This window comes from Abyssisolibacter sp. ZYX002 (genome assembly GCF_056892235.1).
The window spans coordinates 107,384-129,230 of sequence record NZ_JARMXH010000007.1; the positions used below are offsets into that span (position 1 = coordinate 107,384).

Annotated in this window: 26 protein-coding genes, 1 pseudogene and 1 other annotated feature; of the genes and pseudogenes, 3 read left to right on the forward strand and 24 right to left on the reverse strand. The window is 30.9% G+C overall.

Features of this window, described 5'->3' with window-relative positions; translation table 11 throughout:
* Nucleotides 1–116: 116 nt before the first annotated feature.
* A complete protein-coding gene (locus tag P3X86_RS17235; protein ID WP_483293968.1) occupies nucleotides 117–302 on the forward strand; it encodes a DUF1858 domain-containing protein in 186 nt (61 codons plus the stop codon).
* A 96-nt stretch (nucleotides 303–398) separates the two neighbouring features.
* Here P3X86_RS17235 and P3X86_RS17240 read toward each other — a convergent pair whose 3' ends face one another.
* The 9 genes from P3X86_RS17240 to P3X86_RS17280 form a co-directional block, all read right to left on the reverse strand.
* Nucleotides 399–626, reverse strand: a complete 228-nt coding sequence (locus tag P3X86_RS17240; protein WP_483293969.1) for a glutaredoxin family protein — start codon at nucleotides 624–626, stop codon at nucleotides 399–401.
* Between the two features lie 91 nt (nucleotides 627–717).
* The gene (locus P3X86_RS17245; RefSeq protein WP_483293970.1) at nucleotides 718–2,217 is read right to left on the reverse strand and encodes a hypothetical protein; all 1,500 of its coding nucleotides are present in this window, start codon (nucleotides 2,215–2,217) and stop codon (nucleotides 718–720) included.
* 216 nt (nucleotides 2,218–2,433) lie between these two features.
* Entirely contained in the window at nucleotides 2,434–3,312 is an 879-nt protein-coding gene (gene rsmA, locus P3X86_RS17250) for a 16S rRNA (adenine(1518)-N(6)/adenine(1519)-N(6))-dimethyltransferase RsmA (protein WP_483293971.1), read from the reverse strand.
* A gap of 1 nt (nucleotide 3,313) precedes the next feature.
* Nucleotides 3,314–3,844 (reverse strand): ribonuclease M5, encoded by a 531-nt coding sequence (rnmV, locus tag P3X86_RS17255; RefSeq protein ID WP_483293972.1) that lies wholly within the window; start codon nucleotides 3,842–3,844, stop codon nucleotides 3,314–3,316.
* A gap of 28 nt (nucleotides 3,845–3,872) precedes the next feature.
* Nucleotides 3,873–4,874 carry a 3D domain-containing protein gene (locus tag P3X86_RS17260; RefSeq protein ID WP_483293973.1) on the reverse strand — a complete coding sequence of 334 codons (1,002 nt, stop codon included), beginning with the start codon at nucleotides 4,872–4,874 and terminating at the stop codon, nucleotides 3,873–3,875.
* 122 nt (nucleotides 4,875–4,996) lie between these two features.
* Nucleotides 4,997–5,377, reverse strand: a complete 381-nt coding sequence (locus P3X86_RS17265) for a hypothetical protein (protein WP_483293974.1) — start codon at nucleotides 5,375–5,377, stop codon at nucleotides 4,997–4,999.
* A gap of 74 nt (nucleotides 5,378–5,451) precedes the next feature.
* On the reverse strand, nucleotides 5,452–6,219 hold the full coding sequence (locus P3X86_RS17270) for a TatD family hydrolase (RefSeq protein WP_483293975.1): 768 nt from the start codon (nucleotides 6,217–6,219) through the stop codon (nucleotides 5,452–5,454).
* 16 nt (nucleotides 6,220–6,235) lie between these two features.
* Nucleotides 6,236–8,191 carry a methionine--tRNA ligase gene (metG, locus tag P3X86_RS17275; RefSeq protein ID WP_483293976.1) on the reverse strand — a complete coding sequence of 652 codons (1,956 nt, stop codon included), beginning with the start codon at nucleotides 8,189–8,191 and terminating at the stop codon, nucleotides 6,236–6,238.
* A 51-nt stretch (nucleotides 8,192–8,242) separates the two neighbouring features.
* Nucleotides 8,243–8,477: a binding site (T-box leader), on the reverse strand.
* A 128-nt stretch (nucleotides 8,478–8,605) separates the two neighbouring features.
* Nucleotides 8,606–9,346 carry a hypothetical protein gene (locus tag P3X86_RS17280; protein WP_483293977.1) on the reverse strand — a complete coding sequence of 247 codons (741 nt, stop codon included), beginning with the start codon at nucleotides 9,344–9,346 and terminating at the stop codon, nucleotides 8,606–8,608.
* Nucleotides 9,347–9,559: 213 nt separating this feature from the next.
* Here P3X86_RS17280 and P3X86_RS17285 point away from each other — a divergent pair, with 213 nt between their 5' ends.
* Nucleotides 9,560–10,363, forward strand: coding sequence for a prenyltransferase/squalene oxidase repeat-containing protein (locus P3X86_RS17285; RefSeq protein WP_483293978.1), 804 nt, complete (start codon nucleotides 9,560–9,562; stop codon nucleotides 10,361–10,363).
* A 52-nt stretch (nucleotides 10,364–10,415) separates the two neighbouring features.
* On the opposite strand, the gene P3X86_RS17290 is transcribed toward P3X86_RS17285, so the two are convergent.
* Nucleotides 10,416–10,802 (reverse strand): nucleoside recognition domain-containing protein, encoded by a 387-nt coding sequence (locus tag P3X86_RS17290; RefSeq protein ID WP_483293979.1) that lies wholly within the window; start codon nucleotides 10,800–10,802, stop codon nucleotides 10,416–10,418.
* 140 nt (nucleotides 10,803–10,942) lie between these two features.
* A complete protein-coding gene (locus P3X86_RS17295; protein WP_483293980.1) occupies nucleotides 10,943–11,524 on the reverse strand; it encodes a nucleoside recognition domain-containing protein in 582 nt (193 codons plus the stop codon).
* 320 nt (nucleotides 11,525–11,844) lie between these two features.
* Here P3X86_RS17295 and P3X86_RS17300 point away from each other — a divergent pair, with 320 nt between their 5' ends.
* Nucleotides 11,845–12,081, forward strand: coding sequence for an AbrB/MazE/SpoVT family DNA-binding domain-containing protein (locus P3X86_RS17300; RefSeq protein WP_483293981.1), 237 nt, complete (start codon nucleotides 11,845–11,847; stop codon nucleotides 12,079–12,081).
* Nucleotides 12,082–12,180: 99 nt separating this feature from the next.
* On the opposite strand, the gene rsmI is transcribed toward P3X86_RS17300, so the two are convergent.
* From rsmI to P3X86_RS17365, 13 genes and pseudogenes are all read right to left on the reverse strand, one after another.
* Nucleotides 12,181–13,023 carry a 16S rRNA (cytidine(1402)-2'-O)-methyltransferase gene (gene rsmI, locus P3X86_RS17305; protein WP_483293982.1) on the reverse strand — a complete coding sequence of 281 codons (843 nt, stop codon included), beginning with the start codon at nucleotides 13,021–13,023 and terminating at the stop codon, nucleotides 12,181–12,183.
* Nucleotides 13,024–13,045: 22 nt separating this feature from the next.
* Entirely contained in the window at nucleotides 13,046–13,780 is a 735-nt protein-coding gene (locus P3X86_RS17310) for a tRNA1(Val) (adenine(37)-N6)-methyltransferase (protein WP_483293983.1), read from the reverse strand.
* A 255-nt stretch (nucleotides 13,781–14,035) separates the two neighbouring features.
* Nucleotides 14,036–14,206 (reverse strand): DUF362 domain-containing protein, encoded by a 171-nt coding sequence (locus P3X86_RS17315; protein WP_483293984.1) that lies wholly within the window; start codon nucleotides 14,204–14,206, stop codon nucleotides 14,036–14,038.
* 141 nt (nucleotides 14,207–14,347) lie between these two features.
* Nucleotides 14,348–15,151 (reverse strand): annotated as a pseudogene (locus tag P3X86_RS17320) (PSP1 domain-containing protein); the annotation flags it as partial.
* Nucleotides 15,129–16,139, reverse strand: coding sequence for a DNA polymerase III subunit (locus P3X86_RS17325; protein ID WP_483293985.1), 1,011 nt, complete (start codon nucleotides 16,137–16,139; stop codon nucleotides 15,129–15,131). The gene P3X86_RS17325 and the pseudogene P3X86_RS17320, both read right to left, overlap by 23 nt.
* Before the next feature lie 22 nt (nucleotides 16,140–16,161).
* Complete coding sequence (locus P3X86_RS17330) at nucleotides 16,162–16,611, reverse strand: YaaR family protein (protein ID WP_483293986.1); 450 nt, start codon at nucleotides 16,609–16,611, stop codon at nucleotides 16,162–16,164.
* A gap of 37 nt (nucleotides 16,612–16,648) precedes the next feature.
* A complete protein-coding gene (locus P3X86_RS17335) occupies nucleotides 16,649–16,978 on the reverse strand; it encodes a cyclic-di-AMP receptor (RefSeq protein ID WP_483293987.1) in 330 nt (109 codons plus the stop codon).
* A gap of 133 nt (nucleotides 16,979–17,111) precedes the next feature.
* Nucleotides 17,112–17,801 carry a dTMP kinase gene (locus P3X86_RS17340; RefSeq protein WP_483293988.1) on the reverse strand — a complete coding sequence of 230 codons (690 nt, stop codon included), beginning with the start codon at nucleotides 17,799–17,801 and terminating at the stop codon, nucleotides 17,112–17,114.
* 35 nt (nucleotides 17,802–17,836) lie between these two features.
* On the reverse strand, nucleotides 17,837–19,246 hold the full coding sequence (locus P3X86_RS17345) for an aminotransferase class I/II-fold pyridoxal phosphate-dependent enzyme (RefSeq protein ID WP_483293989.1): 1,410 nt from the start codon (nucleotides 19,244–19,246) through the stop codon (nucleotides 17,837–17,839).
* Between the two features lie 87 nt (nucleotides 19,247–19,333).
* Nucleotides 19,334–19,510 carry a sigma factor G inhibitor Gin gene (locus P3X86_RS17350; RefSeq protein WP_483293990.1) on the reverse strand — a complete coding sequence of 59 codons (177 nt, stop codon included), beginning with the start codon at nucleotides 19,508–19,510 and terminating at the stop codon, nucleotides 19,334–19,336.
* A 105-nt stretch (nucleotides 19,511–19,615) separates the two neighbouring features.
* Nucleotides 19,616–20,125 carry a hypothetical protein gene (locus P3X86_RS17355; RefSeq protein ID WP_483293991.1) on the reverse strand — a complete coding sequence of 170 codons (510 nt, stop codon included), beginning with the start codon at nucleotides 20,123–20,125 and terminating at the stop codon, nucleotides 19,616–19,618.
* Nucleotides 20,126–20,279: 154 nt separating this feature from the next.
* Nucleotides 20,280–20,834, reverse strand: a complete 555-nt coding sequence (locus P3X86_RS17360; RefSeq protein WP_483293992.1) for a Fe-S-containing hydro-lyase — start codon at nucleotides 20,832–20,834, stop codon at nucleotides 20,280–20,282.
* A 15-nt stretch (nucleotides 20,835–20,849) separates the two neighbouring features.
* Nucleotides 20,850–21,692 (reverse strand): fumarate hydratase, encoded by an 843-nt coding sequence (locus P3X86_RS17365; protein ID WP_483294047.1) that lies wholly within the window; start codon nucleotides 21,690–21,692, stop codon nucleotides 20,850–20,852.
* Between the last annotated feature and the right edge of the window lie 155 nt (nucleotides 21,693–21,847).

Here is a 21,847-nt window from a genome sequence, read left to right on the forward strand (position 1 = left end):
ATAAATTTGAATAAATTTAATTTAATTTGTAATAATAAAATTTTAGATATATTTGTTCAATATAGTGTTTAAATATGTTATTATTATATTGAATATCTAACAAAGGAGGTATTACTTTGGCTATTACTAAGGATATGTTAATTGGTGAAATATTAAGCAAAAAGCCAGATGCGATTCCAATTCTTATGAGATTTGGTATGGGTTGTGTTGGTTGTCCTTCTGCTCAAATGGAGACTTTAGAACAAGCTGCGATTGTACATGGTTTAGAATTAGAACCTATACTTAAAGCTCTTAATGAGTAATATAGACTTTAACGAATTAAATAAGTTTTATAAAAAAATAAGGCGTCCTATTACTTAATAGGCCACCTTATTTTTTAATGCTAGTTTATTTCTTATTTATAATAATTCGTCTAGCTTTTCCTTATCAAATCCAGTTATTGTTTGATCTCCAACAATAATCACTGGAACTCCCATAAATCCTTTTTTAATTAGCTCTTTTTTAGCTGCAGGATCAGTTGAAACATTTTTTTCTATATAGCTAATCCCTCTCTCTGCCAAATACTCCTTTGCAGTTGTGCAATGAGGACACGTATTGCTTGAATATACTATTACTTCTTTAGCCATTTTATTACCTCCTAAATATATAAAATCCTTGGTAATTCTATAATACCCTCATTCTATGGTTTTAATCAAGAATTTTATAAATGTTGCATATTTATCTTGGAGGTGTAGGTTTTAGAGGTCTAGCATTTCTTCCAGTCAAGCAATCTATATGCAATAGCCAGTATCCTAATTTTTCACGATTTAAGCCTTTTCTAGGACACCAAGTACAAAAACCGGTCATACCGCCATATGGTTGTTCTGTTTTTGTAAATCTTCCCGGTATACCATAAACATAGTATTTCAAATCTTTATTTACTCTCATAATGCCAAAGATATAATGTTTATATTTTTTAATAAGCTTATAGGTTGGAGTAACATTGAACATTGATGGATATGGTACACTGTTATTAAGTATATAATTGTGGAACGGCAAAAATGTTCTATAGTAATTATCTTTACTACTATATTCTATTTTCCACCATTTATAGCCTTCTAATCTAGTCTTTAATACATCTGCATTTTCAAAAAATTTAAGTATATTTTTTGTATATGAATAAACTTGATCTTTGTAATTAAGAGCATTTTGCATATAGTTATATGTTTTATTTACTGAATACCCATAAAAATTCTCTATATTTTGCTTATGTTCTTCATCAAATGCTTTATAATCTAGTTCCTTCTCATCACCACTAGGTAATTCATTACCAATATTATTTATAGCTTGCTCAGCAGTTATAGTCTCATCTGAGCTTTCTCCTTCTTTAACCATATCTTCTTCTGTTAGATATTTAACTTCTGTTTCATGATTATCTGTCTCTGTTGTCTCTTTACTCTCATTTGGATGAACCATGCCTTCTTCTGTCAGATGTGTTGCCTCCGTTTGCTGATTCTCTAACGTTTCGTCTTTATCAGCAAATTGTATCTTGTCATACCCATTTTCTGGGTCAGCATACTTTATGTCGTCTTTATTCTCTAAAGCAATATCATCAGCATGCTGTATCTGGTTATTTTCAATAATTTGTTGTTGCTCACTTTCATTGTTAATATTATCTTGTTGTTTGAATGAGTCAGCTTTTTCAACTGTATCTGGCTTATTATAATCTACAGTATTATATGTCGTATCAGTTTTTACAGCTTCCTCTTCAATATTTTTTTCCTCAAAATTCATTGATTTTTTTAGACTGCTAAATTGATTTACTAATCCTGTTAAATCATCATCTGTTTCTTTGAGCTCACCAGTTAGTTTAACATCTGCTAGTCTGTGGTTCTTTTTACCTGATTCTATAAGTATTACATCAAAATCTTCTACTGCTAAGCCTGTATCATCTACTGATTTAGGGTTAAATTCCCACTTCAAGTTTCCTTTACCATTTTGTCTGATATCAATTGCTCCTATTTTTGCCATAACTACTTCTTCTTGTTTTTTTGCCATTAAGTACGCATTAAGTACGTCTTCTTCTTTAATATTTTTAAACCCATCTACATTTATTTCAGTTTTTCCTATACCATTTCTAACTTCTAATTTGAGATATCCTTTTAAATTTTGTCCTGCTGTATATGGTTTGAGCATAATAAATTTTCTTAAATAAGCTGCATCTGTCAATTTATCCATCCTCCTTTACATACTTATTACTAATATATGTGTAAATTTTTAAATGTTTTACTATTTTTATGATTTTATATAGCTTCAACATCTTATATGCTAGATATTATTATCTGTTTGAAATATATATGCTTATAAGCTTGAATATATTCCTGTGATTTAATTTCATAATGTTCCAAATAAAAAAACGTGGCAACTATTCCATATCCACGTTTGTTATTAATATTATTTTGTTTGTTGCTTCTTAACTATTGCATTTGTGATATCTGCATAGTCCTGTATGGACAATACTTCACCTCTAAGCCCTGGGTTTATATCACACTTTGTGAGTACTTCTTTAACCTCATCTTTATTTAATGATATAAATCCCGAACTCAATGAATTTAACAGTGTTTTTCTCCGTTTTGCAAATGCTGACTTTATAACTCTAAAAAACAATTCTTCGTCTTCTACTTTTACTTTAGGTTTGTCATATACATCTAACACTACTACTGCAGAATCAACATTAGGCTTTGGCATAAATACATTTCTTGGTACTATTAGAGCTATATCTGCCTTTGCGTAATATCCTGTCGCTATAGATATAGAACCATAATCCTTACTTCCTGGGGTTGCTTTTAGTCTTTGTGCTACTTCTTTCTGTACCATAATAACTATCTTTTTTATGTTTACTCTACTTTCTAGTATTTTCATTACTATCGGTGTCGTTATATAGTATGGCAAATTTGCTACTACTTTCACACTATCTCCTGTAAAGTTCTCTTCTAATACACTATGTAAATCTAGTTTTAGCACATCATTGTTAATCACTTTAAAGTTGTCATACTTACCTAACGTTTCTTCTAGTATAGGTAATAATCTATTGTCTATTTCAATTGCTAGTACTTTTTTCGCCTTCTTACACATTTCTGTTGTAAGAGTTCCTATTCCAGGCCCTATTTCTATGACTTCATCATTTTCTGTAATATCCGCTACATCTACAATGTTTGATATAACATTACCGTCTATCAAGAAATTTTGCCCTAATCCCTTTGAAAATCTGAATCCATATTTTTGTATAATGTCTTTTAGTACTTTTGGAGAATAAAGCTTATCTTCCTCCATATTATAACCTCCTAATTGCTTCTTCTAGTTCTTCTCTTGTAATCAAGTAATTATTTATTCTTTTTAGAAACTGTTTGGAATTGCATTTACCAATTTTTAATATTTTACCTAGCTCAGTTCTTCTTTTGGAAGCATTATCATTACCTACTAGATTATAATATACCATATCATCAATTGTAAATTCTTTTCTCTCATATTCTACTTCTGCCTTTGCGTTTTTTAAAGCATCCAATATATCCTTTGGACTAGCGTTCTCTATACCTATATTCCCCTCTTTTGTAGCTTTTTCTCTTGGCAAAAATGCGTGCTTACAATTTTTTATTTCTCTTGATATAATCTTTCTTATTTTCTCTCCTGCAAAATCAGGATCTGTAAAAACTATTATACCTTTCTTTTTGTGAGCTTCTTTTATTCTATCCAAAAGATCCTCAGGAAATCCAAAACCATTTGTGACTATCATCTCAGCATCTACTGCTCTTTTTACAGCAGCTACGTCATCTCTTCCCTCAACTACTATTATTTCCTTTATCAATTTTTCACCTCTTTAAATAAGTATAGTGCTATTTTATATATACCTTCACTTTCCTTACACCAAATTTTTTAACAAAGTTGGGGTCATCATAGAATAAATCTATCCTATTTCCTTTTATAGCACTCCCTGTATCTCCAGCTATAGCATATCCATAATTTTTACTTCCATCTAACGATTCTATATATAGCTTTGTACCTAGTGGAATTACTTTAGGGTCAACTGCAACTACTCCTCTTCTTGCTTTCATCCCAGAAGCAGTTATCCCATAATGTTTATCTCCTGGTCTTTTTCCAGTACTTGCATAAGTCAGATCATATGCTGTAGCTTTCATTATTATTGATCTTTTAAAGTTTACACCACTTCTGGATACTACCAATTTTGGTTTTGAACCTTTTTCTATGACCTCGTTTATAGGTTCCTTTGTATTTACTTTGCTTATCAATGCCTCACACTGTAATAAACCATTAACATATCTTTGCTTCTTTTTTATTTCTGTCAATCCATTACTGCCTTTTTGCAGAATGTTTTTCTGACCTATATATATTTTTTTGTTATATTTTATTTCTGATCCAAATGGTATCTCGTCATATGTTGTAACAATTTTCTCTTTTACTTTATCTACTTTTACCACCATATCTTCTGTTATTTTATTATTTAATTGTGGCTTTATAATATCGTCCGTATCATATTTTATATTACGTTCTTTCAACAATTCTTCTACTGTATCTGCATAAGTTATATAGTTATATTCTTTTCCCTCTACAATGATTTTTATTTCAGTTGCTGTTTTTATTATAATTATACTTTGATCTTCAACTGGCCTAAGCTTGTCTACATTTATATAATCATTCTCTCTTAATTTTATGTTTTTACTTCTAAGTACTTCGTTTAAATCACTCTTATATGTGCTTATATTTTGCTCCACACCATCTACTATTATTTTTATATTATTGACCTTATAATCTCCAAAATACAATACTACTGCTGTAAGTATTGCCATACTCGCTATTGATATGTATTTTTTTAACATATAATACCTCCCGTCGTTAAACTGTAGTTTATGACAAAAAGTATATATTGTCAAATCGGATACATTTTTTGCTAATAGATACTAATATAGCTAAGCATTTTATTGCCTAGCCATATTAGAATTTATCTTGTTTTATGATATGGTCCGTATGCTGGTCTTCTCATCTTAGGTATTCTAAATCTTGGCCTGCATATTGGACCCATTTCCATTCTCTTTTCTGGACCACAAACTGGACCCATTTCCATCTCAGGCATCATTGGTGGCATCATCGGCATTGGACAAACCATTACCATCATCATACAATACATTGGATTCATTGGCATCATCATAGGCATTGGCATCATCATAGGCATCTGTTTCATTGGCTTAGATGGATAAACTGGTTTAGGCGGCATCATAATTGGTTTTGCCGGATAAACTGGTTTCATTGGCATTGCCGGTTTTGCTGGATATATCTCTCTCATTGGCATTCTACTAGGCATCTGGATTGGTTCTTTACTCATCTAATCACTCCTATAGGCTACAGCCTTTACTTTCTACTTATTACATTATATGTCCCAAGTAGTTTTAAGTGATTTTAGATGCTAAATAACCTTCTGACATTCTCATTTGTAACCTTCGCCACTTCTTCAAAAGAAATATCCTTTAACTGTGCAATTTCTCTAGCTACATAGCTTACGTAAAGTGGCTCATTTCTCTTTCCTCTATGCGGATGTGGCGTTAAATATGGCGAATCCGTCTCTATCAATATTCTATCTAATGGAATTTCTTTTACTACAAGCTTTGCTGTCTTTGCATTTTTAAAGGTTACTGGTCCTGCAAATGAGATATAAAATCCTAGCTTAATATACTCTTTGGCTAACTCTACTCCACCAGAATAACAATGTATAACACCTGTTAATTTTCCATTATTGCTATTCTTCTTAATAATATCAAGTGTATCCTGATGCGCATCTCTATCATGAACTATTATGGGTAACCCTACCTCATTTGCAAGTTGTATCTGTCTTTCAAACCATTGTTTTTGTATGTCTCTAGGTGAATTATCATAATAATAATCTAACCCTATTTCGCCGATAGCCACAACTTTATCATTTTCACTAAGGCTTCTTAGTAAATTTATTGTATCCTCATCTACATCTTCTGCTTCATGAGGATGTACTCCTACTGCCGCATAGATATTATCATATTTATTAGCAAGTGATATTCCCTTTACAGATGATGCTATGTTTGAACCTGGATTTATGACTAACTCTATATCATTTTTTTGCAAATCAGCTATTACTTTGTGTCTATCTCTATCAAATCTACTATCACATAGATGTGCATGACTGTCTATAAGCATTTTTTCACTCCTCTCACTAGTTTACTTTCGCTCCACTTTTTATATCTTCTAAAACTGTAGCTAGTGTGAGTTTTTTGCCTTTGCTTGCTGCTAATATCATACCGTGAGATTCTATTCCTCTCAGCTTTATAGGCTTTAGATTTGCAACTAGTATTACTTTTTTACCAATCAAGTCCTCAGGCGTATAGTATTTAGAGATTCCTGATACAACCTGTCTTTTTTCTTCTCCCACACTAAGTTGTAATACTAATAACTTATCTGCTTTAGGGTGTTTCTCTACTTCTATGACTTCTGCTATTTTTAGGTCTATTTTATCGAAATCATCTATTGTAATATAGTCTTCTATTTCTTCTGCTTCTTTAGTTTCTTGTTTTACTCCATTTTTCAATTCAAAGAATTTTTGATTTTCTATGCTTAATCTTTCTAGCTCTTTTTCTATGTCAAGTCTAGGGAAAAGTGGAGCTTCTTTATTCACTTTAATGCCACCATTTAGTCTTCCCCACTGCTTTGTTGACTCCCAATTTGTAATTTCAGCATTATCTATACCAAGCTGTCTTTGTATACTCAATGAAGTTTTTTCCATAATCGGTCTTATGAGCACTGATATTATTCTTAGTGTTTCACATAGATTATAAAGTACGGTATCCAGTCTACCTTTTTGAGCTTCATCTTTTGCTAACACCCAAGGCATAGTCTCATCAATGTATTTGTTTGTTCTTGATATAAGCTTCCAAACATTTTCTAGTGCAACGCTAAAGTTAAATTCATCCATATTTTTTTCTACTATATTAGGTGTAGATACTGCCAAATCTTTAAGCCCATCGTCATATTCACCATTAACAGATGGTTGTGGCATTATACCATCATTGTACTTCTGCACCATTGCAACTGTCCTACTCACTAGATTGCCTAAATCGTTAGCTAAATCAGAGTTAACTCTCTTTAAGAATTTTTCTCTTGCAAATGAACCATCACTTCCAAATGGGAACTCTCTTAGCAAGAAATACTTAAGTGCATCTATGCCATAAAGCTTTATTATCGGCTCTGAATACATAACGTTTCCTTTTGATTTTGACATTTTATCATTCTCAAATAATATCCAGCCATGACCAAATATCTTTTTTGGTAATGGTAAATCTAGCGCCATCAGTATCGCAGGCCATATTATAGCATGGAATCTCACTATTTCTTTTCCTACTAGATGAACATTTGCAGGCCAAAATTTATTATATTCCTCATCGTTTTCTGTCGAATAACCTAGAGCTGTAATATAGTTGCTAAGCGCATCTATCCACACATAAATTACATGCTTATCATCAAAAGGTACTTTTACTCCCCAATCAAATGTCGATCTTGTAACACATAAATCTTCTAATCCTGGTTTTAAGAAATTGTTTAACATCTCGTTTCTTCTTGAAGCAGGTTCTAAAAATTCTGGATTTTCTTCATATAACTTCATTAGTCTATCTTGGTATTTTGATAGTTTAAAGAAATATGCTTCTTCTTTTGCTAATATTACTTCCCTACCACAGTCTGGACATTTACCATCTTCTAGCTGACTTTCTGTCCAAAATGCTTCGCAAGGAGTACAGTAATGCCCTTCATACGTTCCCTTGTATATCTCTCCCTTGTCATAAAGCTTTTGGAATATTGTTTGTACTATTTCTTTATGTTTTTCATCTGTTGTCCTAATATAATAGTCATAGCTAATATCAAGTGTCTTCCATAGCTCTTTAACAGTCTTTATAATACCGTCTAGATACTCTTTTGGCTTTAGCCCCTTTTTCTTAGCAACCTCCTCTATCTTCATACCATGCTCATCCGTTCCTGTTAGGAATTTGACATCATATCCCTGCACTCTTTTGTATCTAGCTATTGCATCCGCTGCTACTGTGCAATACGTATGCCCTAAGTGGAGATTTCCACTAGGATAATATATTGGCGTTGTAACATAATACTTTTTCTTACTCATTTTATATCCTCCTCTTTACTATAAAATAAAAAAACTTCGTCTCTATATGTCAATAGAGACGAAGTATATTCGCGGTACCACTCTAATTTGTTTTATCTCACGATAAAACACTTAATAGGTTACTATCATAACCTTGCTTTTTTAACGGTCGCAACCGATAAAGCCTACTTTTTTTCAGCCTTACAACTCAGGGGCCATCTTCAATTTAACGTCTGCCACCAGCTTTCACCACCTCTGGCTCTCTAAAGACATATTTTAAATCTACTCTTCCCTTCCATGTCATTACATATTCAGTTGTCAGTTTAAGATAAATATACTGCAATGTAAATATAATGTCAAGGGTAATTTCCTATTTTAGTTATAGATATTTACAAATTATCATAACTTAATAATATTAATAACCAATTTATTTAGTTAATATTCTTTATTACTTCCTTTTCTAATCTTGTGTAATTTTCCATTTTTAATTATGTAATATTGTTCTTTACCATCCATATAAGCTATTATTTGAGATTTATCATTTATATAAACTGATGGACTGTAGTTAAAAATGGTTTCATTTAGGCAACTGTATTCTACACTCTCATTTTCAAAATCCCATTTATATATGGTAGTTTGTACACCAGGTGTACCATATTCAGAAATCGTTTCTAATTTTTTATCATTATCAATATCTTTTTCGTAAGTCATACCATCAATTGTCATTACTATATTTGGAATATTATCTTTGATTGTTAAATATGATGTTCTAACATAATTAGCACCTATAATCTCGTTGAATTTGTACAGGTTCGTATTGCTTCTAAAATCAGTCTTGCTTAACAAAAGATAGCTTTTTGATAAATCATTTATTTTACTATATAACGAACTCCCTAAAATATAACTTTCATCACCTACAGTGATATATGAAATAACATAATCAACACCATCTATTCTATCATAACAGAGAGTTTGCTTTATGTCTTTGAGAGTATATTTGTATAAAATATTATTAAATTTATTAGCATCAGTAATCTTTAAATTTTTATCTAAGAATCCCATTTCCTTATAAGACAAATTATAGACATTATTTGTACAACTAGAAAACACAAATAAGCTTATAACACATAGTAAAAATATAAATATCTTTTTAGGACCTATCGCCATTTTATACACTTCTTGACCCCCTAGAAATTACTTGGTATTTTAATTTAGGCACATATATTCATATTTGTTTTCTTATTGTAAATAATTTTATCACACTAGTACTTTAAAAACACTTTTACTTCTCTTGACTCTACAGTAACTGTAAGCCTTATTATTATAGTCATAGAAAACATAGATTTGTCATAATCAATGTATTTCACACTAAATAATGGAGGTCTTGTTATGAATGAATTAGTTAAAAAAGCTGAAAATTATATAATAACCAACGGAACTACTCTGCAAAAAGCATGTCTTAATTTCATTAAATCAGATAGTGGAAAAGAAGATGTAATCAAGGAACTTAGTAAGTATCAAAATGAAGATGGCGGTTGGGCTAATGGTCTCGAATTTGAGTATCAAGGCAATGTTAGCTCTCCTTTTACAACTGCTGTTGCCCTTAATCTTATGTTAAAATTTGGTCTAAAAGATACGATTTTATATCAAGAAACTTATATGTACTTGAAAAATACTCAAAAAGAAAATGGAATGTGGGATGATGTCAAAGGAATGCTTAAGTTTAAAATACCTGGATACATGGGTCCGGGTATTTACACAGAATATAAGACAGGTATGGTCTTAAAAGGATTAATAAAATTAAATGAAAATGATAGAGGAATGATTGATAGTGCTATTAATTATCTTCTAGTGAATTTTGATGAGATTTCTAAACGTAATGATTTTTGGTCTGCTATTGCATATTCTAGTGCTTTTGCAATGTTACCTCATATTGATCAGTCTAAAAAAATAATGGGTTGGGCTTTGGGGATATTGATGCCTAATACAGAGGAATTTTCATTAACTCAAGTTATTGGAATGATTGACGATGATATTCCTTTACCTAATCAAGCTAAAGATATTGCCATAAAGATGCTTGTTTCAGGTCAAGAATCTGATGGTGGATGGCCACATAAATTTGGCACATACAATAGAGTATGGTCTGCGATATATATTTTAAGGTATTTTAAAAATATACAGGTTATATACTAAAACTATGAGATTGTCAGATTTGACAATCTCTTTTTTATGAATTTTAACCGCTCTATTTAAACAACATATTACATATAACCAAGGATGCTACTACTGCTCCCAAATGTGATACCATAGCTGCTTTTAATGTATGTCTAGTATTTTTAATCCCTACTGCTCCAAAATAAACAGCCATTGTATAAAATATAGTCTCTGCTGATCCCATCATTGTTCCTGCTACTCTTGCTATGAAAGAATCTGCGCCGTATGTTTGTGTGATATTTTTTACTAATGCTAATGAGCCACTTCCTGATATGGGCTTCATCACGATTAATGGCAATAATTCTTTGGGCATACCTATAAGCTTAGTTAATGGAGAACACATATTAGTCAGTATATCCATAGCTGAAGATCTTTTAAATATCCCTATTGCGATAAATATGGCTATTAGATACGGCATTATCTTAATAGTCGTTGTTAGCCCTTCTTTTGCTCCTTCTATAAAGCATTCGTATAGGTTTACTTCTTTGATGTAACCATGTATTAGTATTAGAGATATAATAGCTGGTATTATTGATATTGATATTATATTTAATATACTTATAATTTATCTCCCCTCTCTAATATTTTTACACTAATTATTGCAACTATCGTTGATACTGTCGTTGCTACTAATGCAGACCCTATGATATCTGTAGGATCACTAGCTCCTAAATCTGATCTGATTTTTACTACTGTTAATGGTACTAGCTGTATTGATGACATATTTATTACTAAAAACATACACATAGCATTTGTTGCTGTATTTTTTCTGTGATTTAATTTGTCCATCTCTTGCATAGCTTTAATACCTAATGCTGTAGCTGAATTCCCTGCCCCAAACATATTTGTTATCATATTCATTACTATCAAATTCATCGCTGGATGGTTTTGTGGTATCTTAGGAAAAAGTTTCATTGTGATTGGTTTTAGTAACTTACAAAGAAATGTTATTATTCCCGATTTTTTTGCTATGTTCATAATTCCTAGCCATAGAGACATTATTCCTATTAGGCTTATTGTAAATTTCACTGCCTCTTGCGAGTCATTCAATATTGCCTGGTTTACTGCTTCCATATTTCCAGTCAAAATGGCAGTTATGATTCCTATAAATATTAAAAAAAACCATATTTTGTTTATCAAATTGCCACTTCCTTTTGCCAAATTATTTTTATATATTAAATATATTAATAAAAAAAAAGTTTATAACTTTTTAAAATTTTATTTATGTTTTTGTTTCTATATTTTCATAGCAATAACATTTTCAGATAATATTTTCTATATATTGGCGTGTGTATGACGCATCTTTGATTTTTGTAATATTTTTTAAAATAAATTTTAAGCAATAAAATAAATTGCCTATATTGCATTTTAATGTTGACTTTTATTGGTATATCTGCTAATATTTAATGTGAGTGAAATATGTCGATTCTTGACTGAATATGATAGGGAGGTATGTCGTTATGAAATCCACAGGTATAGTTAGAAAAGTAGATGAGCTAGGCAGAGTTGTTATTCCAATCGAACTGAGAAGAACACTGGACATAGCCGTAAAAGACGCGTTAGAAATTTATGTTGATGGAGAGCAAATCATACTTAAAAAGTATGCTCCTGCATGTATTTTCTGTGGACAAGCTAAAGATGTTACGCAGTTCAAAGGCAAAAACATTTGTCCAGCTTGTTTAGAAGAACTTAAATAATTACTTATTTATCGTAAAATACTAGAACATAATTAAAATAGAAGAGTTGCTGTTAAGGCAACTCTTTTGTTTTGTCGAAAATTAAAAAATAATATCACCTTATATGTCTAAACTTTCTTTATAGATTACATTTTTCTGCACATTTCGTTCTTTTGCAACTTTTTTTATAGCATCCTTTTTTGCAAAACCTTTTTCTATGTACAACTCTATATGTTCCCTTATACTCATGTCTTTCCAAAAGCTTTTTTCTAATTCTTCTAGTTCGTCTTTTGATCTTCCTTCTATTATAATCACGAACTCACCTCTTATGTTTTGAGCGCTAAAATACTCTATCGCCTGCTCTATATTCCCTCTAAATACTTCCTGATATTTCTTTGTGAGCTCTCTTGATATTGATATAGCTCTGTTTCCTAATACGGTTAGTATATCTTTTAACAAATTTAACAGTCTATGAGGGGCTTCGTATAAAATTATCGTTCTATGCTCTACTTTTAACTGTTCTAGTTCTTTTTTTCTATTCTTTTTGGATAAGAAACCTTCAAATACAAATTTTTCTGTTGAGAATCCTGAAAGTGTTAATGCTATTATAAATGCACTTGCTCCAGGTAATGCATCAACTTCTATATTACTTTCTATTGCAAGTTTTACTAAATCTTCTCCTGGATCTGATATAGCAGGCATTCCTGCATCAGATACCAATGCTATGTTCTGTCCAGCTTCTAGCTTTTCTATGATTTTAGGCCCCATTTTTACTTTGTTGTGTTCATGATAGCTAATTAATGGTTTTTTTATATCAAAATAATTTAGTAGTTTTAATGTATGTCTAGTATCTTCTGCTGCTATGATATCAACTTCTTTTAGTGTCTCTAGTACTCTAAATGTTATATCTTTGAGGTTACCTATAGGCGTTGCACATATATATAGCTTGCCAAATTTAATCAATCATATCACCTTTTCTATATTATTATAAGCTGCTGTATATATCTTTAATCTCTTCGGTATACGTCCCGTCATCTTTGTATACATATAGTGGGTCTAATAATCTTAACTCTGGTTTTGCGCCTTTTATACTTTTTATTAATAGTAGATTGGGTTTTTTACCAACTTTAGGGTGTACAAATCTAATAATTTTAGGCTCTAGTTTATATTTTCTTAACATCTCTATTATATCAACTAATCTATGAGGTCTATGAACCATGAAGAATGATCCTCCATTTTTAAGTAGATTATTGGCTGATTTTACTACATCTTCTATTGTACATCTTACCTCATGCCTTGAGATACTCTTACTTTCATTTGGATTTATTATTCCTGTTCCTGCAGGCATGTACGGAGGGTTACTTGTAACCACGTCATATTTATGCATACCTAAGCTTGTATAAGCTTGTTTAAGGTCTATGTTGTGAATCTTTATATATTCAGTAAGCTTGTTCATCACAACCGTTCTATGGGCCATTTCAGCGATTTTAGGCTGTAGTTCTACTGCCTGTATACTCTGTGGTTTTCTTTTTCCCCATAATATTAGTGGAATTATCCCAGTTCCAGTGCCCAAATCAACACATTTTGAATTCATTTTAAATGTAGTAAAATTAGCTAATAATACGGCATCCATTCCAAAGCAAAAACCTTCTTTATTTTGTATTATCTTCAAGCCTTTTAGTTGTAGATCATCTATTCTTTCATTTTCATATAACTGCATATTTACACCTCTTTGTTACTTTATATTTATTATATCCATGTTTATAAAAAAGACCCCCTTAGGGTCTTTCAGACTGTAGACAAAAGCCCAATTTCTGCGTTGACTTCAAATTTCCGTTGCTCACTTACCTCTAAGTAAGCTTTGCTACTCAATTTGAACACGCCTTAAAATTGAACTCTTACTAAAGTCTGCTATCTTGATGACTTTGTCATCAAATCTAAAAGACCCTCATAGGGTCTTTTTTGATGTACATAATTATTCTTGAACTGGTGCATCTACTGGACATACATTAGCACAAGCGCCACAATCAATACAGCCATCTGCATCTATTACATATATGCCATCTCCTTCAGAGATAACTCCAACTGGACATTCAGCCTCACAAGCACCACAACTTATACAAGAATCTTCAATTTTATAAGCCATTAAAGACACCTCCTTAGAAATTTCTTAAAATCTTCTTATTTATTTTAACACGTATCTTATATTTATAAAAGCTTTTTATTTATAAATCTATCCTGTATAAAATATTACTTGTGAGTGATTATTTTAATGTCTTTATTCCTCTATTTCTAGGTCTTCTACTTTTATAGTATGAATCTCATCTGAGCCATCTTGCATCTTTACTTTTACCTTTGCCTGTTCTAATAATGGATTAGTATCAAGTACTACTCCTTTACCTAAACAACACTTTACTTTGCAACCATTGCATGGCATTTTCTTCAATGACTGTTCGTAAGTATCATGCTCATATTTTAAGCAACACATAAGTCTTCCACATATGCCTGAGATTTTAGTTGGATTTAATGATAAACTTTGCTCTTTTGCCATTCTTATTGAAACTGGTTCAAAATCTCCTAAAAACAACGAACAACATAGTGGTCTTCCACATGTTCCTAATCCACCTATCATCTTTGCTTCATCTCTAACTCCTATCTGCCTTAGTTCTATTCTGGTTCTAAATATTGCAGCTAAATCTTTAACTAGCTCTCTAAAATCAACTCGTCCATCTGCTGTAAAATAAAATATAACTTTGTTATTATCGAAGGTATATTCTACATCTATAAGCTTCATATTTAATCCATGCTCTTCTATCTTTTTTAAGCAAACTTCTAGAGCTTCTGCTTCTTTCATCTTATTTTCTTTGTGTTTTTGTATATCTTCATCACTTGCAACTCTTATAACATTCTTGAGTGGAGAAACAAGTTCTTCTTTTGCTATTGTCTTTGGTCCTACTACAACTTGACCAAACTCTATACCTCTGACAGTTTCCACTATTACATAATCTTCTTTTTTTGCTTTTGTGTCAACTGGATCAAAGTAATATATTTTACCTGCTTTCTTAAATCTAACACCTACTACGTTCACCATATAATACCTCCTGTAGCTTCAGAAGCATAACATCTATATTGAGTTTAATATTAACATTTGCTTTTATATTATATTTCGCTTCTTCCACTATATCTATAATATCCGTCAATCTATTCTTTGTTAAACGGTATGACTGTTCATATAGTACTTCTAATTTATCTTTATTTATTATTATATTATTTATGCCCTGATTTGATAAGCTTATTATCAACAAATCTCTTAGCCATATCAAAAGCATATCTAATGTTTGTTCTAAATTATCTTTGTTTTCAACGAAAAATTCTGTTGTTTTAAATATGTTATATTCATTATTAGATATTAATCTCTCTACTAGTGAAATAACATTACTTCTTAACTCTTTAAATTTCTCAGTTCTACATTCATTTAGCGCCATTCCCATTATTCCGTTTGAAAATGATGCTATAAACTTGGCTTCTTCTCTTTCTACTTGATATTTGTTAATTAACGCATGTTCTATCTTCTCTCCTTCTAAGGAAAAAAAAGTGAATATCTGCATCCTTGATACTATTGTTTCTAATAAATTATAACTATTTACACAGGTCATTATAATAATAGCATGTTTTGGCGGTTCCTCTAATGTCTTTAAAAAGCAGTTCTGCGCTTCTACTGTCATGTTGTTAGCATCCTTAATTATATAGATTTTTTTATCTCCCTCATTCGGAAGTAAATTAATGCTACTTTGTATTTTATCTATCTGCGCCTTCTTTATGCTTTTGCCTTCTGCTTTTATGACATGGAAATCAGGATGGTTTAAGCTATCAAATTTAATACATGATGGACAACTATTACATGGAGTATCACCTTTTTTGCTACACAGTAGTGTCTTGGCAAAAATCTTTGCTGTTGTAAATTTACCTAGTGATTTTGTCCCTCTAAATAAATATGCATGTACAACTTTACCGCTCTTTATTATATTTTTAAGCTGGGCTATTATTTTTTCATGTCCTATTATATCATCATAGTTCATTTTTATCTCCTATTTGTTAAGTTTACATGTAGATATCTATTATCAAACCTCGTATATCGTCTAGCCTTTTCATTATATCTATTCTATCTTTCTCATTATTAAGAACTTCTTTTGTCAACTCTTCCATCTGTGTATTAACTTTTTTAACTACTGCGTAGACTCTATGTCTCCCTCTTCTATCTAAAAAACTATTCTTTGAAAATTTAACCATAGAGTCAACAGACTCTCTCAAAAACTCTGATACTAATTTTTTGTATGCTATTACTTCTTTGATATCTACATTTTTAACTATTCTTTCTGATTGTATGTCTATTTGTTCTAAAAGAACTCTAAGTTTTTCTTTTACTGACATATCGCCTAGCTTTGAAAACTCATCTTTAAATGTCTTTTGTATATTCTTTGGTTTTTTATTTGATTCGTTTTGTTTTATTTCCAAGGTATTAGCCTTGCTGACAACGTCACTAACCTTCATATCGGTCTTCTCCCCTTATATGATTTTATTATACTTCTTAAAATTTATTAAATTGTTCAACATCAATAACAAAAACCGTTGCTCCTCCAACCTGAACTTCTACTGGATAAGGCACGTAACTCCCCATAGACCAAGCTGTTGTTGCAGGATATGACGTGACTTGTTTTCTGCTTTTACATAGCTTTTTAATTATCTGTAATACTTCATTTACTTTTTCTTTTTCAACTCCTATAATCAATGTTGTATTGCCTGCTCTCAAAAAACCACCAGTTGAAGCTAGTTTTGTAACTCCAAAGTTATTCTTCATTAATTCGTCTAGCAATCTGTGGGCATCATCATCTTGTACTATGGCTATAACTAATTTCATAATAACACCTCTCCTTTTATAATTGACATAATTATAGGTTGTAAATTTTTATGCTATCTTACTTATATTATATCAGCTATTCTTATAAAATATCAAATTTTTGATATTCTTAACGCTCTTTTAATAGTATGTGTTATTGTCTGCTTTCTATGAGCTTTTTTACATAGTAATATATTTCACTATGTAAATCTTCGATACTTCTAATTTGTTCATCTTTTACACATTCTATCCTTTTCCAATTATAATCTTTAGCTATTTCAACAGCGTTATAATATGATGATTCTAGATAAGATTCATTCCTTTCGTGTATATCCTTGCTTTCTACGCTTCCACTAATTTTATTTGCTCTATCTTTTATTAATTTTTTACTGTATTCTACAGGCATATCTAAAAATATAACACAATCTGGTTTTGGCAAACCATATATATCGTATTCTAGATTGTGAAGCCAATCTAAAAATTCTTTCTTATCTTTTTTATCATTTATTTTTGCTGCTTGATGTACCATATTTCCTGTTGTATATCTATCGGTAAGTATTATTCCACCATTATTGTAATAATCACCCCATATAGTTTTATATGAGGCATATCTATCTGCCGCATAAAATGTTGATGCAATATACGGGCTGATTTCATTTGGATTTTCTCCAAATTCTCCGTTGAGATACATCTTAATTAATGATGATGACTCACTTTCGTAATTAGGAAACTGTATCTTCTTTATGTCATAACCATCTTCTAATAATCTCTCATACAGTTTCTTGCTCTGTGTTTCTTTTCCACTACCATCTACCGCATCTATTGCAATTAATATACCTTTCATAATTCCTCCCATGTGCTTTTATTTATCGTTAGTTATTATTTCAACACTTTTACTTGTAATCCTTCTTCATCTACACCGAGTATTTGTATATTATGTCGGTATAGTTTATTCAAATCTTTTACTATTTCTTGATTTATTTTCTCTCCCGGGCAAAGTATAGGTATCCCTGGAGGGTAAGGTACTATAAAATCAGCAGATATTCTCCCCTCTGAATCTTCTATTTTAATACTTTCGCTATCTGTATAAAACGCTTCGTATGGAGTAACACATATCTCACTTTTCTTATTTTGTAAGTATATAGGTTTTAGGTTATTATTGTGCTTTGCTTTATTTTTTGCTATATCTTGTATTGCATTTTTTAAAGCTAATAAATCACAAATATTATCACTTACAGTAACCATAGCAAGTATATAGTTGGTATCCGACATCTCTACCTGCAATGCGTAGTCTTTATTTAGTATAGCTTCTAACTCAGTCCCTGTTATACCTAAATCTATGAGGCTTATCAGCAGCTTTGTATTATCAAAATCATATATTTTATTTGATTTTTTTTTATCGAATATTTCTACTCCTTTTATCTTTTTTATATCTTTTTTTACTTTTTCTATACTTAATAGAAGCTTTTCTAACTTCTCATTCCCATGTTCGTCCATGTATTCTACTGATTCTTCTATTGATGTCATAAGTAAGTATGATGGGCTTGTGGTTTGATATATTTTTAGCATCTTCTTTAATTTATTGATATCTACTCTATCTGAACACACATGCACGAGTGATGTTTGTGTTAAAGCTGGTAGTGTCTTATGTGTACTTTGTACTACTATATCTGCACCTGCATCTATTGAGGATAGCGGTAACTTTTTATGAAACTTTAAATGTGCCCCGTGTGCCTCATCTACAATCAATATTCTGCCATAGTTATGAACTATTTTAACAACTTCTAGTATATCATTACAAACACCATAATATGAAGGATTGGTAATGATTACAGCTTTGATTTCTTTATCTCTCTTTAGTTTACTTGATAAAACTTCTAAGTTTATATTTCCTACTATTTGATTCTCTTCATCCAACTCTGGATATATATATGTTGGCTTTAACTTTCCTAATATCATTGCATTATATACACTTATATGACAATTTCTCTGAACTAGTACTTTGTCATTTGGATTAGTTACTGAAAGTATAGACGCATAAATACCAGCTGTTGACCCATTAATACAGTAAAATGTCTTTTTTGCACCATACACACTACAAACATAATCTTGGCTATCTTTTATTATGTTCTTTGGGTTGTGAAGATTATCTGTTCCTTCTACTTCTGTAACATCTAGTTTATAAATTTCAGATATTTTATACAGTTGTTTCCCTTTATGCCCAGGCATATGGAATCTATTTTTAACATGCTCGTTATATTTCTCTAATCCTCTTTTTAATGGCCTCATAAATGTCCTCCAAAAAACTGTTTGTATTATAAAAAGGACTGTCCCAAATTATTGTGAGGCGCCCCTTAGTTAAATAATCTTATTTAGCTAAACAAATCTAGCCCATATATGCTTTATGCCTGTTATATAATTTATATAATTTGCATCTTTTTCTGTAACCACTTTACAGATTTCTTTCTCACAGTTAACACATATATAAGACTGTAATATTTTTATACAGTTGACATGTTTTCTTCCACATATTGAACATTTATGTATAACCATATATATCCTCCTTTATTATTTTTGGATAATATTATGATTTTAGACTATATACATTATTTTTATTCAATATGCATGTTTATAGTTACAAAATTAACTTGTATAGTTTTATATTTCTGTTAGCTTTTTTTCCTTTTCTGATCTCATTTTCTTTTCTATCGCGCTTATAAAGCTATCTGTGGGCTGAAATATAACTCCACATTTTTTATTATTTTCTGTAAATTGTACATAGTAGATTGTGTTTTTAACTCCTCTAATTATAAATTTATTTAGCACTATATTCTTTGTATCTTTTATTTCTTTGTATGGTTTTATAAAATCAATATCTTGTAATTTTATTTTTAGAAGCGTTTTACTCTTACTTCCTATCTTCTTCTCAAATATTAAACTCCCTTGTAAAAGAACATAAACATAACTAGATAAAAGTTTTGTAATCAACAAGCTACATGTAACAATAGAAGCTGTAAGCACTATTACTGCTGCTAGCGAAGCATACTCAAGCTTATTACATAGTGTTATAAGATAATTTACACAAACTATAGCTACTAATACTATAATAATAATCTCCCATAATGATTTGTTTTTTTTTGTTACTTCTTCCTTTTTAAAATCAATCATATATTCCACCTCTCGCTAAACAATCACCCCATTATCAAAATGGTGCGACTACCTTTGGCACGTTTTTAAATTTTATACAAACACCGCTTATAAAGCTATATTTAACATTATAATATCATATATATATTAGAGTATTCAAATATATATGCATCTTTTATTTAATCATATATTTCGATACCTCGATATCGTATAGGCTATTCCCTTGTGAATCTATAGCAACTATTGCTGGAAATCTTTCTACTTCAAGCTTTCTTATAGCTTCTGTCTTTAAATCTTCATAAGCTATTATTTCTGATGATTTGATACAGTCAGATATTAAAGCTCCTGCTCCTCCTATTGCTGCAAAATATACCGCTTTGTTTTCTATCATTGAATCTATAACTTCCTTAGACCTTTTTCCTTTCCCTATCATCCCTTTTAACCCCAACGATAATAGCTTATTACTATATGCATCCATCCTATAACTAGTTGTCGGTCCAGCCGAGCCTATTACTTGATTTGGCTTTGCTGGACATGGTCCAACATAATATATTATAGAATCCTTCACATCAAAAGGTAGTTCTTTGCCGTTATCTATTGCTTCTACTAGCCTTTTGTGCGCTGCATCTCTTGCTGTATATATTGTTCCACTAATATATACCCTATCACCTGCTTTTAATTCGTCTACCTTAGAAACACCAAAAGGTGTTGTAATTGTTATATTATCCACTTTCTCACTTCCTCATTATAAGCTTATTTCACTATGTCTTGCAACATGGCAGTTTAAGTTTACTGCTACTGGTAGCCCTGCTATATGCGTTGGATACGTTTCTATGTTTACTGCTAGTGCTGTTGTGCTACCTCCTAGCCCCTGCGGCCCTATCCCTAGATTGTTTATATCTTGTAAAAGCTCCTTTTCTAGTTTTTTGATATGTTCTTCTTTATTATGCACTCCTATATCTCTTAAGAGTGATTCTTTTGCAATCAGACATGCTTTTTCCATTGTTCCACCTATTCCTATTCCAACAACTAATGGTGGACATGCATTTGCTCCACGTTCTCTTATTGTATCTATTACAAATTTTTTTACTCCATCTATACCATCTGAAGGTTTTAGCATTTTTAGCGCTCCCATATTTTCGCTTCCAAAACCTTTTGGTGCAAACTTTATTTTTAAAATATCACCTTTAACCATCTTGTAGTGTATTATTGCTGGTGTATTATCATTTGTATTAACCCTAGCAATCGGATCTGCTACTACTGACTTTCTTAGATATCCATCTTCATATCCAAGGCGTACTCCCTCATTTATTGCATATTCTATTCCTTTGCCTGAGACATATACATCTTGTCCTATCTCCACAAAAAAAACTGCCATACCTGTATCTTGGCATATAGGAACTACTTTTTCTTTTGCAATATCAGCATTGGCAAGCATTTTTTCTAGTATATCCTTCCCTATCGGAGATTGTTCTGCATACAAAGCATCCTTTATTGATTTTAATACATCTCTTGATAGTATGCAATTTGACTGTATGCACATATCTCTAACTGTATTTATTATAATTTGTGGCTTTATTTCTCTCATATTTTCTTCGTTACACAAACTAGAATTGTTCATAGAAAATTAATAACTACAAATAATTTAGATTAACGTAACTACTCCTCTCTTGTCATTATGTATTCATTTTATTTTATCAAATTAAAATAATTTGTACAAACTATACTCCATTAAATGATATA